This window comes from Bartonella sp. CL436QHHD (assembly GCF_042195105.1).
In the GTDB taxonomy this organism is placed as follows: domain Bacteria; phylum Pseudomonadota; class Alphaproteobacteria; order Rhizobiales; family Rhizobiaceae; genus Bartonella.
Genome location: NZ_JBHINR010000032.1, coordinates 454,111 through 471,810 on the forward strand (window position 1 = coordinate 454,111; position 17,700 = coordinate 471,810).

At 39.6% G+C, this 17,700-nt stretch carries 15 protein-coding genes and 2 pseudogenes; 15 read left to right on the top strand and 2 right to left on the bottom strand.

Features of this window, described 5'->3' with window-relative positions; genetic code table 11:
• Positions 1-157: 157 nt before the first annotated feature.
• Positions 158-820, bottom strand: a complete 663-nt coding sequence (locus tag ACFIKN_RS05710) for a thiamine phosphate synthase (protein ID WP_375658040.1) — start codon at positions 818-820, stop codon at positions 158-160.
• A gap of 365 nt (positions 821-1,185) precedes the next feature.
• Here ACFIKN_RS05710 and ACFIKN_RS05715 point away from each other — a divergent pair, with 365 nt between their 5' ends.
• The 12 genes and pseudogenes from ACFIKN_RS05715 (at position 1,186) to tolB (ending at position 13,619) form a co-directional block, all read left to right on the top strand.
• Positions 1,186-2,328: an OpgC family protein gene (locus ACFIKN_RS05715; protein ID WP_375658041.1), complete on the top strand. Its 1,143-nt coding sequence runs from the start codon at positions 1,186-1,188 to the stop codon at positions 2,326-2,328.
• Positions 2,329-2,507: 179 nt separating this feature from the next.
• Positions 2,508-3,026, top strand: coding sequence for a DUF1465 family protein (locus ACFIKN_RS05720; protein WP_375649927.1), 519 nt, complete (start codon positions 2,508-2,510; stop codon positions 3,024-3,026).
• 21 nt (positions 3,027-3,047) lie between these two features.
• A pseudogene (locus tag ACFIKN_RS05725) lies at positions 3,048-3,308 on the top strand (DUF1465 family protein); the annotation flags it as partial.
• A gap of 467 nt (positions 3,309-3,775) precedes the next feature.
• Positions 3,776-3,910, top strand: coding sequence for a hypothetical protein (locus ACFIKN_RS05735; protein ID WP_375658043.1), 135 nt, complete (start codon positions 3,776-3,778; stop codon positions 3,908-3,910).
• Between the two features lie 1,006 nt (positions 3,911-4,916).
• Positions 4,917-5,432 (top strand): crossover junction endodeoxyribonuclease RuvC, encoded by a 516-nt coding sequence (gene ruvC, locus ACFIKN_RS05740; RefSeq protein WP_273790468.1) that lies wholly within the window; start codon positions 4,917-4,919, stop codon positions 5,430-5,432.
• A 13-nt stretch (positions 5,433-5,445) separates the two neighbouring features.
• On the top strand, positions 5,446-6,060 hold the full coding sequence (gene ruvA / locus ACFIKN_RS05745) for a Holliday junction branch migration protein RuvA (protein ID WP_375626548.1): 615 nt from the start codon (positions 5,446-5,448) through the stop codon (positions 6,058-6,060).
• Positions 6,061-6,073: 13 nt separating this feature from the next.
• Positions 6,074-7,168 carry a Holliday junction branch migration DNA helicase RuvB gene (ruvB, locus tag ACFIKN_RS05750; RefSeq protein ID WP_273790466.1) on the top strand — a complete coding sequence of 365 codons (1,095 nt, stop codon included), beginning with the start codon at positions 6,074-6,076 and terminating at the stop codon, positions 7,166-7,168.
• A gap of 224 nt (positions 7,169-7,392) precedes the next feature.
• Positions 7,393-7,833 carry a tol-pal system-associated acyl-CoA thioesterase gene (ybgC, locus tag ACFIKN_RS05755; RefSeq protein ID WP_273790465.1) on the top strand — a complete coding sequence of 147 codons (441 nt, stop codon included), beginning with the start codon at positions 7,393-7,395 and terminating at the stop codon, positions 7,831-7,833.
• A 1,712-nt stretch (positions 7,834-9,545) separates the two neighbouring features.
• On the top strand, positions 9,546-10,259 hold the full coding sequence (gene tolQ / locus ACFIKN_RS05760) for a protein TolQ (protein ID WP_273790464.1): 714 nt from the start codon (positions 9,546-9,548) through the stop codon (positions 10,257-10,259).
• Positions 10,260-10,273: 14 nt separating this feature from the next.
• Positions 10,274-10,726: a protein TolR gene (gene tolR / locus ACFIKN_RS05765; protein ID WP_375627998.1), complete on the top strand. Its 453-nt coding sequence runs from the start codon at positions 10,274-10,276 to the stop codon at positions 10,724-10,726.
• A 107-nt stretch (positions 10,727-10,833) separates the two neighbouring features.
• A complete protein-coding gene (locus ACFIKN_RS05770; protein WP_375658044.1) occupies positions 10,834-12,255 on the top strand; it encodes a cell envelope biogenesis protein TolA in 1,422 nt (473 codons plus the stop codon).
• Positions 12,256-12,293: 38 nt separating this feature from the next.
• Entirely contained in the window at positions 12,294-13,619 is a 1,326-nt protein-coding gene (tolB, locus tag ACFIKN_RS05775; RefSeq protein WP_375654367.1) for a Tol-Pal system beta propeller repeat protein TolB, read from the top strand.
• A 1,083-nt stretch (positions 13,620-14,702) separates the two neighbouring features.
• Here the strand turns inward: tolB and ACFIKN_RS05780 are convergent.
• On the bottom strand, positions 14,703-15,449 hold the full coding sequence (locus ACFIKN_RS05780) for a YebC/PmpR family DNA-binding transcriptional regulator (protein WP_254492472.1): 747 nt from the start codon (positions 15,447-15,449) through the stop codon (positions 14,703-14,705).
• Between the two features lie 368 nt (positions 15,450-15,817).
• Between ACFIKN_RS05780 and ACFIKN_RS05785 the strand changes: the two genes are divergently transcribed.
• From ACFIKN_RS05785 to ACFIKN_RS05795, 3 genes and pseudogenes are all read left to right on the top strand, one after another.
• Positions 15,818-16,519: a DUF1013 domain-containing protein gene (locus ACFIKN_RS05785; RefSeq protein ID WP_273790461.1), complete on the top strand. Its 702-nt coding sequence runs from the start codon at positions 15,818-15,820 to the stop codon at positions 16,517-16,519.
• A 205-nt stretch (positions 16,520-16,724) separates the two neighbouring features.
• The gene (gene pal, locus ACFIKN_RS05790; protein WP_375658045.1) at positions 16,725-17,246 is read left to right on the top strand and encodes a peptidoglycan-associated lipoprotein Pal; all 522 of its coding nucleotides are present in this window, start codon (positions 16,725-16,727) and stop codon (positions 17,244-17,246) included.
• A 52-nt stretch (positions 17,247-17,298) separates the two neighbouring features.
• Positions 17,299-17,700: pseudogene (locus ACFIKN_RS05795) on the top strand (tol-pal system protein); the annotation flags it as partial.

Consider the following 17,700-nt stretch of genomic DNA (forward strand, 5'->3'; position numbering starts at 1 on the left):
ACTTGACTAAATGATGGGAAATTTTACTGCGTGATGAAGCGATCTGATTGAATTGTGAATGAACGAAACGAATTTTTCTCCTATTTGTATATGCCGTTATGTGCTCTATATAAGAAACACGAAAGTTAACGCTTTATTTATAAATTCTCCTCCTATATTACAAGGGGGTGTTCTCACATTTTTCTTGCATTGTTTTAAGCAGTATTAAGGGGTTGTCGTTCCCCAAAATGACTTCTTCTACAGCAATGAATTCACATCCAGTCTTTAAGACTTCATCAAAGGTTGAAAAATCGCTTCCTGCTTGGATAATGGCGGGGGTTTGCATAATTTCTGCCCACCATGTTGCTAACTGGAGATTGCGGGGGTGCGCTTGGGGTTTTTTATCAGCCCCGAGTTTTCCAAAGAACAGGTAATCAACACCTGTTTCCGCTGCAAGCATAGCACTATGGCGATTGCGTAAATTGCCAAAGCCTATGATTTTTTGTTCCTTTTGCTGATTTTTGAAGCTTTCAAGAGCGTTAAGATCATCTTCTATGTGCAATCCATCAGCCTTTATGCGTCCAGCAATGCGGCTGTCATCAGCGATGAGAAGGGCTGCGTCATGATGTTGAATATCTTCTGCGTAAGTTTGCGCTTGTTGTTGTAAAAAAGAGCCATCATCTTTCAACCTTTCAGAATCATGGAGGATGACGCATGCAAAAGACTTTGTTTGCAAAATTTGCTGCAAAAATGTGTGTGGGGTGTTGCGCCGAACATCAAGTGTTAAAATCAACTGAGGGAAAAGAGGTGGATCAATTGGTTTATTTTTTTGTTGTGTCATGTCAAATCCCTGTTTCTTAGAAAAAATAACGCTTAAAAATTAAAGTTTCATTCTATTATGCTTATTTGTGATAAAAGTGACCACCATTTTCACGTAGTTTAAAGGATTTGTGGGTGTGTGGGAGCCTGCTTATGAGAAATGAAAGTGTTTTAAAGCATAATATGTTGCCTTTTTGTTGTGATACACGTATGGACGTTTTTCGTTCTTTTGCCTTTAAAAAACTTTTGCCTTTTAAAAAATAAACGCTTAAAATGAAACTTGACACTTAAAAATTAAAATTTCATCCTGTTCATGCTTGTTGGCAATAAGGGTAAGCACCATTTTTATGGGACTTCAAGGGGGGTGTGACGTGTGGGAGTCCACTGATGAAATACCAAGGTATTCTTGAGCATAATACTCAACCTTTTCGCCGTGATACACGTATTGATGTTTTTCGTTCTTTAGCCTTATTGACGATTTTCATCAACCATATTCCCAGAACGATCTATGAGTCTTTTACTTATAGAAATTTCGGTTTTTCTGATTGTGCAGAAGTGTTTGTTTTGCTTTCAGGGATTGCTCTTGGGTTAAGCTTTCATGGACGGTTACAGCAAAAATCCTTTGCTTTTATTATCCGAAAACTTTGGTACAGAGCTCTGCAGCTCTATGGTGCATATCTTTTTACTACTTTTGTCACGTTAAGTCTTTTTTTTGCTGCCTTTTTATTATGGAAAACAGAAAAACTTTTATCGATGAACAATGTGGGACTCTTTTTTAAAGAGCCTGGTATCGCATTTTTGAGTACCTTAAGCTTTGGGCATCAATTGGGATATAATAATATTCTTCCTCTTTATATCGTTTTGATGTTTTTTGCGCCTTTTATCCTTTATTTGAGTTGTAAGCAGACAAAATGGCTGCTTTTGGGCTCCTTTACACTGTATCTTATCTGCGGATTTTATAAAATTGCTCCTCCTTCTTATCCTTTAAAGGGAAAGTGGTTTTTAAATCCTTTGTCTTGGCAATTCTTATTTGTCATAGGATTGACCAGTACTTTAGCGCTTAAACAAGGAAAAAAAATCGCTTTTCAGTCTTTTTGGATTGTTTGTGCGGCAGCGTATCTCTTGTTGGCGCTGTTATGGGTTCGCTTAAACTGGTGGGGCATTTTGGGGTGGCTTGGCTGGTCTTCCCCATTGTTGAACTTTAATAAAACCTTTTTAAGCTTGCCACGTTTACTCCATGTTCTTGCATTAGCCTTTCTCATTCTTTCTTTGCCGTGCATCAATAAATGGTTTTATGTCTCTCAGAAACATCCTTTAGCAATTTTAGGAAAACATAGTTTACCGGTCTTTGTAACGGGAACCATTTTTGCGATGTTTGGACAAATTATAAAAACAGTGATGACAGAAACGTTTTTTTCCGATACCCTCTTAATAATAACGGGTATTGCTTTGCAATTTGGAGTCGCTTATTATTGTGAAAAACGGCAATCTTGGCAGTGGTCATTTTCAAGGAAAATGATCCGTTTATAAAAAACATTCCTATAGTGTTTGTTGGGCACGTTAACCTTAGTATAAAAAGTGCGTTGCGCAAAAAAATTAAAAGAGGTAGCAGTTTTAAAAAAAGCGTTCTATACAGCAACAAAAGAAACTTTTTAATACTCTGTTCGTTGAGTGGTATAATTTTGTGCTGATACTTGGAGTATAAAAGCGTGAGTGTACATAAACGTCCATATGATGAACCTATTATCATGATTGAGCATAATGCTTTTGAAAATGCTTTTAATCGTCTCTATGAAGAAACAATGGCGCTGATTGAAAAAACCGCAGCGTATATTGACTCAGAAGGGAAATTAGTAGCACGCTCTCTTTCGGCAGAGGTTTCTGCAATCTATGCAAAAGAGGCTATGTATTTAAGTACACGACTTATGCAAATCGCTTCTCAACTCCTTCTTCTTCGCGCAGAGCGTGAAGGGGAAATGTCATCAGAACAAATAAAAAAAGAAATTGTAAAAGTGTCACTTCATACACCGACATTGGAACTTGAAACCCCGCATTGGCATGAATTGCCAGAAATTTTTCGCCAATTTGTTTCTCATTCATTGCGTTTAGAAGCGCGGATAACCTATATGCGTGCTGGGTGGGAAACTGCGGCCTCCTGTGCTCTAGAAGATGATAATCCAGTGGGAAAACAAATCGAATTGCTCAAAACAGCCTTTGGGCGTTCTTAGAGGTACTCCCTTGCTTTGTGCGAAGGGGAAATGTCATCAGAACAAATAAAAAAGACATTGTAAAAGTGTCACTTCATACACTGAGCATTGGAACTTGAAACCCCTCATTGGCATGAATTGCCAGAAGTTTTTCGCCAATTTGTTTCTCATTCATTGCGTTTAGAAGCGCGTATAGCGTATATGCGTGCTGGGTGGGAAACTGCAGCCACCTGTGCTCTAGAAGATGATAATCCAGTAGGAAAACAAATCGAATTGCTTAAAACAGCTTTTGGGCGTTCTTAGTGGTATTTTCTTGCTTTGTGCGAAGGGGAAATGTCATCAGAACAAATAAAAAAGACATTGTAAAAGTGTCACTTCATACACTGAGCATTGGAACTTGAAACCCCTCATTGGCATGAATTGCCAGAAGTTTTTCGCCAATTTGTTTCTCATTCATTGCGTTTAGAAGCGTGCATTTTTTTCATTTAGAGATGCTGCTGTAGTTTAAGCACTTTGGTCAATAAGCGGCGGCTTTATCTTGAACGATGATAATCCAGTGGGAAAACAAATCGAATTACTGAAACGACTTGTGGGCGTGCTGAGAATAATAGCTCCTTGCTTCTTTCTTGCGATATTTAGAGCAGTATACCCATTTTTTTTACAACCGAAATTTCACAACTAAAACTAATCTAGAGTGCTTTTTTCTGCCTAATTTCTATTTGAGCGTAGGAAATATCTTGAGCTTATAGCTTAGAGGGGGTGTATAAGTATTGATTGTAAATTATGGCATGGGATGGAGTATGGTTGGTTTTGTGGGAAATCGGCTTTGGTTGATTGCAGTTGGAACACTTTCTGTTGATCTATCGTGTGATTTTGTTTTGGTTATGATAATGATCTGGCTCTAAGATAGAGTAGGGGCTTGTACATCAATTTATTTATGCTCTATAATTTATGCCTATAAAGCTGCTGTAAAGTGTGTGTTAATGAGGATGATACACATTGTTACAGTTTTTGGGCTTCTTTTGTTTTGAATGGAAGGTATTTTCCTTCGCGTAAAATAAAATATCCAAAATAAAATGCCATATAGTGCCATATAATGAATGTCCCATGGGTTCCTTGTGCCCCTATGCAATGTCCCTCTCTATGAAATGTCCCTCTCTACGCAATGTCATTGTGGTGTGATGAGTATATTCAAAAATATTTCTCAGTTCTTATTCATATCCGTTGAGCCTCTCTCATCTTTATGCTTGCAAAGGAGAAAGCCGGCACTATCATCATCTTTGCCAGTCCCCAATGTTGCGGCAGCCTTTGGAACTTGAGACAATTCATTAGAAGCATTATTTTTAGTCCTTTCTTGTACAGTTTCACTCTATACGGCAATCCCACGTTTCATATGTAAGAGAATGGTTTTGATTGCTTCAATATAAACAGATTTGTAATGAGAAAATCTTAGGATATTCGGGATTCTTATGCAACATACAAAATAATTAATTATCTTTATAAATCAACGTGTTGTCTTGTTATGGTAGCGCCATGCTATAATGTAAAAAGTTTTCGCAAAGTGTGTACCATCCGTTTCATAGCCTCTTTACACTTATGAATGTACAATCCAGCACTGCTCTATTTTCTCGCTTGCGATGTTTAACCGTTATGGCATTGGATATGATATAGAAAGGGAATTTTTATGCTTTAGAGGGTGCTTGATAGGGTGCTTGCTTGTGATGTGTGAATGGTTTTGATTGATTTCAGTTATGCTTCATAAAGATGCTGTTCGTTGCGTGTTATAATTGTATAAATTTGGGGGGATGATTATCTTTTTACTGGTTTTGTCTTGGGTTGCTGTTTTCTTTGTGGTCTTGTCTTTATTCACATCTTTATTCACAGGGGGGAAAAGTGTATAGACTGTAGTTTATGGCAGAGACGATTCGTATTATAGGCATTGATCCCGGATTACGGCGTACAGGGTGGGGCGTTATCGATGTTGCGGGTAATCGTCTTCAGTTTATTGCAGCAGGGACGGTTTCTTCTGATGTAAAGTGTGAGCTGGCTTCCAGACTATGTCAGATCCACAAAGGTCTTTCAGAGGTTGTGCATCAATTTATGCCCCATGAAGCCGCTGTAGAACATGTGTTTGTCAATAAAGATGCTACAGCAACTTTAAAACTTGGGCAAGCACGTGCAATTGCACTGCTGGTTCCTGCGCAAGCAAATCTTCCTGTTTTTGAATATGCGCCCAACAAAGTGAAAAAATCGGTTATTGGTGTTGGACATGGGGCTAAAGAACAAATCCATATGATGGTCAAAGTTCTCCTCCCACGGGCTGAATTTGATAGCAGTGATGCGGCTGATGCTCTTGCTCTTGCTCTTTGTCATAGTATGCACCGTAACAGTATTGACCTATCTTATCAGGCAAGGAAGGCGATATGAGTGGGGTGGCAACATGATTGGCAAATTAAAGGGCACTCTTGAACATATCTTTGATGATCATATCCTTCTTGATGTGCACGGTGTGGGTTATGTTGTTTTTGTGTCAAATCGGCTGCGTCCTTCTTTACCCTCTGTTGGGGAGGCGTTAAGCCTTTTTATTGAAACGCATGTTCGGGAAGACGCAATCCGCCTTTTTGGTTTTGCTACAAGAGCTGAACAGGAGTGGTTTTGTCTTCTACAAAATGTTCCTGGAGTAGGGGCAAAGGTTGCTTTGGCAATCTTGGGTACTTTATCGCCAGATGAACTTGCACAGGCTATTGCTTTAAACGATGTTGCGATGATTAGTCGAGCGCCGGGCGTTGGTAAAAAAGTCAGTGAAAGAATTGTGGGTGAGTTGAAAAGTAAAACACTCCCCTTTGAACAAGCGCTCAAGACTGTTTCGGTTCCTCAGCGTGAGATGACCAATCAACCTGCGCATGATGCGCTTTCCGCGTTGATGAAGCTAGGGTTTGAACGGGAGCATGCATCCCGTGCTCTTGCTCTTGCGATGAATGCTCTTGAGGGGGAAACTGTTTCTTCTGCCCTGCTGATCCGCCATAGTCTCAAATTGCTTTCTTCTCCTACTTAAAATCAAGGTAACAATGCATAAAGATGAAGATAAACGCCTTCTGGGTTCCGCCTCCCTTCCTAACGATCCAGATCGTTCCTTAAGACCACAAGTTCTCGATGACTTTATTGGTCAAGAAGCGGCACGGGCTAATTTAAAAATATTTATTGAAGCAGCAAAAACGCGGCAAGAAGCGCTGGATCACGTTTTGTTTGTAGGGCCACCGGGGTTGGGAAAAACAACGCTTTCACAGATTATGGCAAAAGAATTAGGCGTTAATTTTCGCTCTACTTCAGGGCCGGTCATCGCTAAAGCAGGAGATTTAGCCGCTCTCTTGACCAATCTTGAAGAACGTGATGTCTTGTTTATTGATGAAATTCATCGCTTAAATCCGGCGATTGAGGAAATTCTTTATCCAGCCATGGAAGATTATCAACTTGATTTGATCATTGGGGAGGGGCCGGCCGCACGCTCGGTGAAAATTGATCTGGCTAAATTTACTTTGGTAGCGGCAACCACACGTTTGGGGCTTTTGACCACACCGCTGAGAGACCGTTTTGGCATCCCAATTCGTCTCAATTTTTATACGATAGAAGAATTGGAATATATTGTGCAGCGTAATGCGCGGCTTTTTGCCGTCAAGATTAGTGATGATGGTGCCCATGAAATTGCACGCCGAGCACGGGGGACCCCTCGTATTGCCGGACGGCTTTTACGGCGCGTTTGTGATTTTGCTTTGGTTAAACAAGCAAAACAAATTGACCAAAAAATCGCCGATGAAGCGCTTTCGCGCCTTGAGGTCGATCATCTTGGTCTTGATCCGCTTGACCGTCGCTACTTGCTTCTGATTGCGGAAACTTTTTTAGGGGGACCGGTGGGGATTGAAACGATTGCTGCTGCTTTATCAGAACCACGCGATGCCATTGAAGATATTGTTGAACCGTATTTGCTCCAACAAGGTTTTATTCAAAGAACTGCTCGTGGACGCATTCTAACTGAAAAGGCTTGGAGCCATTTAGGGCTTTCTGCTCCAGCCTCTACAACGTCTATACAAAGGCGTTCTCAACTTTCTGATGCTCAAGACAATTCATTACTTCAGACGTCTTTATGGGATGGGGAAGATGACTAAGGCATTTCTTCATTAAAAGAAACTATTTGAACATTTTATAGCAAGGTCATAAAATACAAGAGACGTGCTTCCTTTAACATATTCTGGTCGAAAAAGTTTGGCACTATTGAGGGTTTTTTGCTTTTGCTTTCCACAACTTCAACACAAAAATGTGTTCAATCTTTTGATTGATAAACAATTTGCTATATTAGCTATATTAGATGATTTTATGGGGCATGAAGTCGATGACAGAAATAACACCTTTTAAGAGCAATCATACAAACGCTTTTCATAATTTTCAGGTCCGCGTTTATGTTGCTGATACAGATTTTTCCGGTGTGGTTTATCATGCGCGTTATCTTGAGTTTTTTGAACGAGGACGTTCAGAGTTTTTACGAGATGCCGGTTTTAATAATAAGATGTTAGCAGCAGGGGTTGAGGGAGAAAAACTGTTTTTTGTTGTTCGTCATATGGAAATTAATTTTTCAAGACCAGCTAAAATTGATAATCTTTTAGTCGTTAAAACACGTGTTACTCATATCCAAGGGGCACGCTTTTTTATGGAGCAATCTATTTTGCATGAGATGACCACGTTGGTAACAGCCAAAGTTGAAATTGCTCTGATTAATGAGGAGGCAAAACCGCGACGTTTACCCAAAGAACTTTTTGCAAAAATACTTGGTTAAAAGTATTATTCATTGAACCAGCAGCTTTAGGAGAGATCGGCAGATATAAAGTAATCTACAATCTAAAACTATACATTTATCATAGCCTAAATGTTTTCCAACAAGGTTACACGATACAGCAAAAGAAAACAGCTCAGCTACAACACTACAATAAATTGAAGATGATATTTCACAAAATTAAACACGCCTCATCCATGTTATGATTCAAAATCAATGTTTCATCATCCATTTTCTGTTATAAACTCAAGATATTTTTCTTTCTTTTGAAGAAAGGTTTGTTGGCATCAGAAAACAACAGAAAAGTACAAAAAAAAATAAATAAAAAATGGATTAAGATTTGTTTTTATAAAAATGCACATACCCAGCGCAATATTGCAATAAAGTGATAATAAGCCATTAGGTTGAAAATTGTCTAAAAACGCCCAAAGGGTGTTTTTAAGCAATTTGATTTGTTTTTTTACTGGATTGTCATTTGGCATCACAAGAGCGCGTGTTTCATCCATTTCTATCTATAATGCATCACTTTATGTGCGCTTCTAAGCGTAGTAAATGAGTGAGAGATCAATGTATACAAAGCAGAAATGCATTCTTGATTTAAAGTTTCAAAAGCATATTATTCTATATAATATATTGACTTAGAAAGATAAATTATCACTTCTCACGGGCACAAATTCCAATAGAGGAATAAAATACTTTGCATTTCAAATCTGTTCATGTTGAAACAATTAAAATCATTTGCTTACACATCATAAGAGAGCAATATAAATCATTGAAAAAATTGTAAAAATGTTCCTTATGTATCATTCTCAATGCAATAACGATCAAATATCGCAAGTGAGCAAAGAGAGCGAAGAAGCTGGTTTTCATGAAGTAAAGACGTGAAAAGGCTTTTTTCATATCACAGAAGCTTTTACGTTATACCATAGTGCCAGAGAGATGATAGGCATTGAAAGAGGCAAATTCACAACACAATGAGATTACATGAGACTTACACTAGATTATATAGGACTTGTAGGGGTGCGTGGGGGAGGCGCATTGTTGTGAGGTGTGGTAGGGTGGTTTAGTGTCGTTTTTTTGCCCGATGGTGTGATCTTATTAAAGAATGAGAGAAACAATAGCCTGAGGCAAAGCATAATTTTTCATGATGATAACATATTTATTTATAATGATCATTCACTGCGTTGCAATTTTTAGATAATTCTGAAACTTGTAAGATTTTTTCTTTTCAAGCTCTATTGCTGCGAATTAATTAAAAACATTTTCTTACATATCACAAGCGGGGTTGATGAGTGGGTACAAAAACACTTAAGAAAGGAATAAAATGCTTCTTATGAATCTTTTCAAGTGCTAAGACTTATTGCAGCATTTTAAGCTTAAAACGCGTATGATGGTTTAGCGTTCTTTATCATAAGCGTAAAGATGGTGGTGCATAATAGATTTTATATTATGCATTTTTATATCTTTTATTTTTATAGTATTTATGGAGAAGTTCTTATCGTTATATTTTTCATAAATGCTGTTGTGAAATGAGGAGGGGCCTGCATTGAGGGATGTCTCTCGTCATCACTTTTTAAGGAAATTTAAGAAACAAGTCTTGTTTTAGCGCATGGATTTATGTGAGACTAGAGTTTTTACTTAAATTTAGAAACTATAAAATAATCTGTTTTATAAAACTTTTAAAAATACACCTTTCATTTAGAGGGACAAAAATTATGCCGCATGGTGAACTAACAAATCCGGAAACAATTGGAATGTTGCATTTGTTTATGCAAGCGAGTTGGATCGTGAAAGGTGTTATGATTGGGTTGCTGCTCGCTTCCATCTGGAGTTGGGCAATTATTTTTGATAAAATTTTTACGTATCGGAGAATACGGCGTGAAATAAAGCAGTTTGAACGTACATTTTGGTCCGGCAAAGCGCTAGAAGATCTTTATGCATCATGCAAAAGTCAACGTACAAATAGTATATCCGCAGTTTTTATAGCAGCAATGGTTGAATGGAAAAAATCTCTTGAAAAAGGGACCCATACATCGAAAAGTTTGCAGAGCAGAATTGATAAGGCTATGGATTTGACGCTGGGACGTGAAAGTGAAAAAATAGAATCAAAATTAAGTTTTCTTGCGACACTGGGATCCGCGGGACCCTTTATCGGACTTTTTGGAACAGTTATTGGTATTATGGAGTCTTTTCTTTCTATTTCAGCTTCTCAAAATACATCACTTGCCATTGTCGCGCCGGGGATTGCAGAAGCGCTTTTGGCAACCGCTATTGGTTTGTTTGCAGCAATTCCAGCCGTTATTGCTTATAACAAGTTGACTCATGAAAGTGCGCGCATCATTGCACAAATAGAAAATTTTGCCGATGAATTTTCAACAATTGTATCGCGGCGTATTGATGAAACACGCACAGCACCTTCCTCTTTATAAAAAGGAGCTTATCCATGGGCGTTTCTGTTGCTTCTTCTTCTCGCAAAAATACACGTAGGCGGCATCATTCACGAAGCCAACTGATGAGTGAGATCAATGTCACTCCTTTTGTGGATGTCATGCTGGTCTTGTTGATTATTTTTATGGTCTCTGCTCCCCTTTTAGTGAACGGTGTTCCTCTAGATTTGCCTCGTAGTCAAGCGGGTCCCGTACGAGCTCAAAAAACACCCCTTACGGTTTCACTTGACGCGCAAGGGCGCTTTGCCATTAATCAAGATTATTATGAAACGTCACAGGCCCTGATTGCACACCTTAAAACTCTTCTGGAAGCAGATGCTACACAAAAAGATCAACGGGTTTTTGTGCGGGTTGCTAAAACTGTTGAATATCAGCAGGTATTAAAACTGCTGGCGGATATTCAAAAAGCGGGGTTTTCTCAAGTTGCGTTAGCAAGTCTAGCACAATAAATAATAAGTAATAAAATTGCGCATAACCGGTTGTTTTTAATTTTTTTTAAAAAGAGCATAGAGTGATTAAAAATGAAAAAATGTAAGGCATAAATAAGGCATAAAGAATGAACAAAGACTCCTATCATAGTATGAAACGAGGCTTGGCTTTATCCCTTGTGGTCCATGTCATTTTTCTCAGTTGGGGAGCCATTCAGTTTACAAGCTCTGTCTCTTTACCACAACCATTGGAAGCAATTCCCATTACTCTTGCTCCTTTAGTGGACGAGTTTTCTTCTCAACAAGGAGCCGTGAAGGCTCCTATCCGTGCTGTCCCTGCCGTCAAACCAACTATGCAGCCACAAGAGAAAGAAGATGCACGCCATATTGGAGAGGGACAAATAGATAGTCTTGCACCATTTCAACCAAAGGAAAAGCCGCGTCCCGTTGAAACAGCATCGCCACCATCAAGCGAGAACACATCAGAAACATTTGCACCAGAACTTACAAAACCAGAATTATTAGAAGCAAAAACAGAGGATGCGCCCAAGGTTGCACCTGAGATGCCTTTGGAGGCACCACCGGAGGATGCGCCCAAGGCTGCACCTGAGATGCCTTTGGAGGCACCAGAGGATGCGCCCAAGGTTGCACCTGAGATGCCTTTGGAGGCACCGGAGGATGCGCCCAAGGTTGCACCTGAGATGCATTTGGAGGCACCAGAGGATGCGCCCAAGGTTGCGCCTGAGATGCCTTTGGAGGCACCAGAGGATGCGCCCAAGGTTGCACTTGAGATGCCTTTGGAGGCACCGGAGGATGCGCCCAAGGCTGCACCTGAGATGCCTTTGAGAGTGCCGGAAGATGCCTCTAAGGTTGCGCTCAAGCCTGCGCACAAAAATGAAGAGATGATATCGCCAAAAGAATTGGCTCCAACGGTCCCAAAAGTACCAGCAGAGCAGATTGTTCATCAAGCGCCCAAAATTGTACTTCCAGAAAAATCTCTTCTTCCACAGTTTAAACCAAAGTTTGACGAAAAATCTCCAAGGAAGAATGAGGCTGCATTGAATCAAAATACGCCAAAGCTTAACAAGAAAAACCAAGAGAAACAGACCATTGAAGATATTTTAGCTCTGGAGGAAAATAATTTGCTTAATCGTGCGCGGTCACAAGGAGGGGGGGCAAAACGTTCTCATACACCAGAAGCTTTGGGTGCAAGAAAAAATATTAATGATACCACAAAAATGGCACAAACATTGGTCAATATTGCGGGGGGATGTATTCAACAGAAGCTTAAACTTGTGGCGCTTGGCGGCGATTTAAAAAACCGTCCGGTTGTGCGGTTGCGATTTTATTTAGACCGTGAAGGGATGGTTGTGGATGATCCTATCATTGATCCCGTAAGCGGCCTTGAGAGTCAACAAGCTATTATGATAAGGCAGGTGTATGCTGCTGTCTTTTCATGCCAACCTTATGCAGATCTCCCACGTGATCAATATGATCTATGGGGGCAAGGTTTTGACTTTAATGTTGATCCCCTCCAAGAAATAAGATGATAAACGAGAAAAAAGCGCTTAACGAAAGGACACATTCCATGATGACTATAACGAGACATAAAGTTTTTGCTTGGTTTATTGTCACTTGTGGGTTGTGGCTTTCAAGTATTTCATCGGGTTATGCGCAATTGAAAGGAACTATTTCGAGCGCTGATTTTAATCCCATTCCCATTGCAATTACAGACTTTATTTCCAATGATTCGATTGGGTTGAAAATATCTGCTGTGGTGACAGCCGATCTTGAACGGTCGGGGCTTTTTTTACCGCTTGATAAAGCAAATTTTTTTGAAAACATTTCTAATCCTAATAAACAACCGCATTTTGCTTCTTGGCAGAAAATAAAAGCGCAAGGTTTAGTTACTGGGCAAGTCATGAGAGAAATCGATGGACGTTTGAGGGTCGATTTTCGTTTATGGGATGTTTTTGGACAAAGACAATTGAAAGGACGGCGTTTTTATACCGCGACAGAACGTTGGCGGCGTGTGGCACATATGATCGCAGATGAGATCTATAGTGAGATGACAGGAGAAAGTGGTTATTTTGATACACGAATTGTTTTTATCGATGAAACAGGACCCCAAAATGCACGCATTAAACGCTTAGCAATGATGGATCAAGATGGCGCAAATTTGATTTATATGTCTGATGGAAGTGAATTGGTGCTTACGCCGCGTTTTTCCCCAAAAAGACAAGAAATGACCTATATGGCTTATGAGGACAATCAAGTACCTCATGTTTATCTCCAACAAATTGAAATGGGGCAAAGAGAGTTGATCGGAACGTTTAATAACATGACAATTGCTCCACGTTTTTCTTCTGATGGACAAAAAGTTATCATGAGTTTGTTACAAAATGATGGGAGTGCCAATCTTTACACCATGGATTTACGAACCCGTACGATGACGCGACTTACAACAACTTCTGCTATTGATACTTCTGCTTCTTATTCACCGGATGGAAAACAAATCGTCTTTTCTTCAGATCGTAGTGGAAAGCCGCAAATCTATAAAATGAATGCGGATGGGAGTGATATTCAGCGTATTTCTTCAAACGATGGGAGTTATTCAACACCTATTTGGTCTCCACGGGGTGACTATATCGCCTTTACAAAACAATTAAACGGACAATTTTCTATCGGTGTTATGCGCCCTGATGGACAAGGAGAACGAATTTTAACCACAGGGTTTCACAATGAAGGACCAACTTGGGCCCCTAATGGTCGTGTGCTGATGTTCTTTCGCAAAAATCCCGGTATGGGACCAAAAATTTATACGATTGATATTACGGGTCGCAATGAACGTCAATTACCCACCCCCAATGATGCTTCAGATCCAGCATGGTCGCCTTTGCTCAATATACAGTAAAACAAAATGCTTAAAAACAGAATATAGAAGGAATACAGTCTCAAGTTTAAACAATCTCAATAGTTTTTTAATTATTTAAAAGAAGGAATTGATTATAGTGGGCATGGGGAGTTATGTAGGTTTCATCTATCATCTACGGTTGTTGATCGATAATGGAATTTCCTTGGGGGAAAATGCTTAAAAAAATTCAAAACAATACCTTGAAAAAATAGAGTCGAAAATTCTGAGATCTCTAGATTTCAATTTTTTATTCAAAGTGTCGCTATATATATTTTTTTAAGCTTCCTCTTCGATTTTGTTTGTGAAGAGTCCTCTTGTCAGGGGGGGCTGTTGCTCTTTGATGTGTTTTATTCAAGTACGCGGTTGTTTTAGGTCTGAATATTGATTGATTGGTAAGAGCAAAAGGACAGATTTTTAAGATAAATGACGTTATTTTAGAAATATACGATGCCATAAAGTTAATGCCATAAAGTCAAAAATTTATCCGCAACAGATTAGAGAGATGTACCGCCTTTTTGTACAATACTTTGCTAAACAATCAGCTCTGGCTTTCTATTTGCTTATTTTTATTCTGTGATGTTGTAAAAACACTGTCCTTTGAAGTGTGGTGATATAGGGCGTATAAATAGGACGTATAAACCTCCTTGATATATTCTAAGTGTTTTTAAGTGCGTGGCGAATATTTAGGGGAGTGCATGTTTGTTGAGCCTTAAGTTTCAAGCGAATTCCATGGGTGATTCGTCATAGGAATACGTTAGGAAAATCCCAATTGTTTAGAGGCTAGATCATTTTCATCACTTGAGAGCGGAGAGGAGGTTCATCTTAAAGAACAAAAAGATCAAATGAGAGAGGGGATATAGGGATAATTTTTGGGGCATGTAAGAAAGGCGTGAGGCTACAGAGTTTTGTATGCTTTCTTTTTTTGGTTATGTTTTCTGAAATTAATTGCGGTTTTTTTGTTGCACTGACAGCCTTTCCCCGCTATTGACGCGGGGCTTTTATATGTGGCGGATAAAGAGGAGAAGTGACAGATGCTTTTGAAGCCCTCATGAATGAAGAGAGGGCTTATGCAAATGATGGGAATTATACAGACAATTTTGCCAAAATCTCATCACTGACATCAAAATTGGCATAAACATTTTGCACATCATCATCTTCTTCTAATGTTGAAATCAGCCGTAAAACGGACAAAGCTTTTTCTTCATCTATTGGTGCAAGGGTGGTGGCTTTCCAAATCGTTTTAATCGATTCTGCTTCACCAAGTTTTGCTTCAAGTGTTTTGGAAACTTCACCAATATCTTCAAATGCGCAGGTAATATGATGTCCGGTTTCTTCTGATTGCACATCTTCGGCACCGGCTTCAATTGCTGCATCCATGATGTTATCGGCTGTCCCTGCTTCTGGCTTATAGATTATTTCACCAATCCGATTAAACATGAAACTGACCGATCCTGTTTCCCCTAAGGCTCCTCCTGATTTTGTGAAGGCGGCGCGCACATTTGAAGCGGTGCGGTTGCGGTTATCAGTTAAAGCTTCAACAATGACGGCAACGCCACCTGGTCCATAGCCCTCATAGCGTACTTCATCATAATTTTCGACATCGGCGCCTGACGCTTTTTTAATCGCGCGTTCAATATTATCTTTCGGCATCGATTGTGCTTTGGCATTTTGAACAGCCAGCCTTAAACGTGGATTCATGGCTGGATCAGGAGCACCTTGTTTTGCTGCTACGGTAATTTCGCGTGCAAGTTTAGAAAATATTTTCGAGCGCATTGCATCTTGACGCCCTTTACGGTGCATAATATTTTTAAATTGTGAATGGCCTGCCATAGTTTTCCTTCCTATTTGAGGGCTTTCTTTCCAGTTGGATACTCTTTAGAATTTAAGGCGATAAAGCACGCATCCCACCAGAATAAATGTGCCACAGCATGAGGTGAAATAATCGAATAAACCCTTTATAAGAAAATTCATCTTAAAGGTAAAGACACCTTAGTTGAGGATCATTACAAGAGAGATCTCTTGTCGTTGAGCAAAAATAACGCTATAACAGAATGTAATCTCATAGCAAAATGGTTTATTCCATGCCTCGCTTTGTTTTAGGAGTGGTTGGAGAGACCTAAACATATAAAAAAGTTCCAGTGCTCTTGAGTGGGCGGTAACCTGCCTCATAGAAGAGGCGCAGAAGAGGATTTATAAAAATGGCAACGCAACTTTTGATGCCCAAAGCAACAGCTGTTTGGTTGGTTGATAATACAGCTCTTTCTTTTGATCAGATTGCAGAATTTTGTAAATTGCATGTCTTGGAAGTAAAAGCTATTGCCGATGGTGATGCGGCTTATGGTATTAAAGGTTTAGATCCGATTAGTTCTGGGCAATTGACGCGCAGTGAAATTGCACGGGTGGAGGCTGATCAAAACGCACGATTGAAAATTTCTCAATCTAGGGTGCATATTCCTGAAAAAAAACGTAAAGGGGCGCGCTATATCCCTCTTTCTCGACGCCAAGATCGTCCCAATGGTATCCTATGGTTGGTTACAAACCATCCCGAGTTGAAAGATGCACAAATTGCACGGTTGATTGGGACAACAAAAGCGACAATTGAACAAATCCGCCTTAGAACCCATTGGAATAGTGCAAATTTGGTTCCTCTTGATCCTGTAGGGCTTGGTTTGTGTTCGCAAATCGATTTAGATTTTGAGCTCCAGCGTGCGGCGAAAAATCGCCCTGTTGCTGCAGAAGAAGATAGGTCGTTGCTTCCCGCTTCTGTGACGGAAAACGCTGCTCTAGAGGAAAATGAGAGTGAAGACAATCTGCATAAGACTTTTGACGCTGATAAAGTTTTTGCAAAGCTGAACGCGCTGCAAAAAAATCGTCAAGATCAAGATCAAGATGATGCATAAAAAGCCATGACGCATAAGGGAAACATTTCTTATGGAAATGTTAGAGGAATGGCCAAAGAGAAGAAAAATTGGCAGAGACTTAAAAGTAAAAATGAGGACGAAAAAAAAACAGAAAAAATTTCGTCTTCATTAGGAATTAACGGTTATTCTTAAAAATATTTTTAAGAATTGACCCTTCTTTACCAAATTCAAGGAGAAACGGACTATGCGCTCTACCAAAAAAAACATCTCTCATTCCTTAGCTATCCTCTTTCTTTTCTCACTATGCTTGGGTGGGTGTGGCAAAAAAAATGTTGGTGCACTTAACGGTATGAATGGCGCTTATATGAATGATGCTGGTTTGAATCAGATGTCACCAGGTTCAGGACAAGAATTTACGGTTAATGTGGGTGATCGCGTGTTTTTTGGTCTCGATTCTTCTTCACTTGATGCTGATGCTGAACGTATTTTAACGCGCCAAGCAGAATGGTTGCTTCATTATCCTTATTATTCTATTATGATCGAAGGTCATGCTGATGAGAGGGGAACACGTGAATATAACTTGGCACTTGGACAGCGCCGTGCTGTTGCTGTGCGAAACTATTTGGTGTCTCTAGGTGTGTCTGCACAACGGATTCAAACAATTTCTTACGGAAAAGAAAGACCTGTAGCAGTATGTGATGATATTTCCTGTTGGAATCAAAATCGACGTGCTGTGACAACGTTGAATGACATGAATAGTCATTAAAAAGAAGATTGTTTGTTTCAACTATTTAATAAGCTCTTAAGGGGAAAAAAGAATGTATCGTAAAATCAATTGGAAAACACTCTTTTATATGGGGGTTTTCATAGCTTGTTCTACTTCACTTGTTCAAAGTGCGGCACGAAAGGCTTCCGAATATCCTGCACATGATACGGATAAAGTTGATGCAGTTGATAAGGCAACTGATGACGTGAAGAAAGCACCTGAAGCAGCCGATAAAGCAGCATCTGATGCGGCGGAAAAAGCCACTGACGCTGTTGATAAGGCAACTGATGATGTGAAGAAAGCACCTGAAGAAGCTGATAAAGCAGCATCTGATGTGATAGAAAAAGCCACTGACGCTGTTAATAAGGCTGTCGATGATGTGAAGAAAGCGCCTGAAGCAGCTGATAAAGCAGCATCTGATGTGATAGAAAAAGCCACTGACGCTGTTAATAAG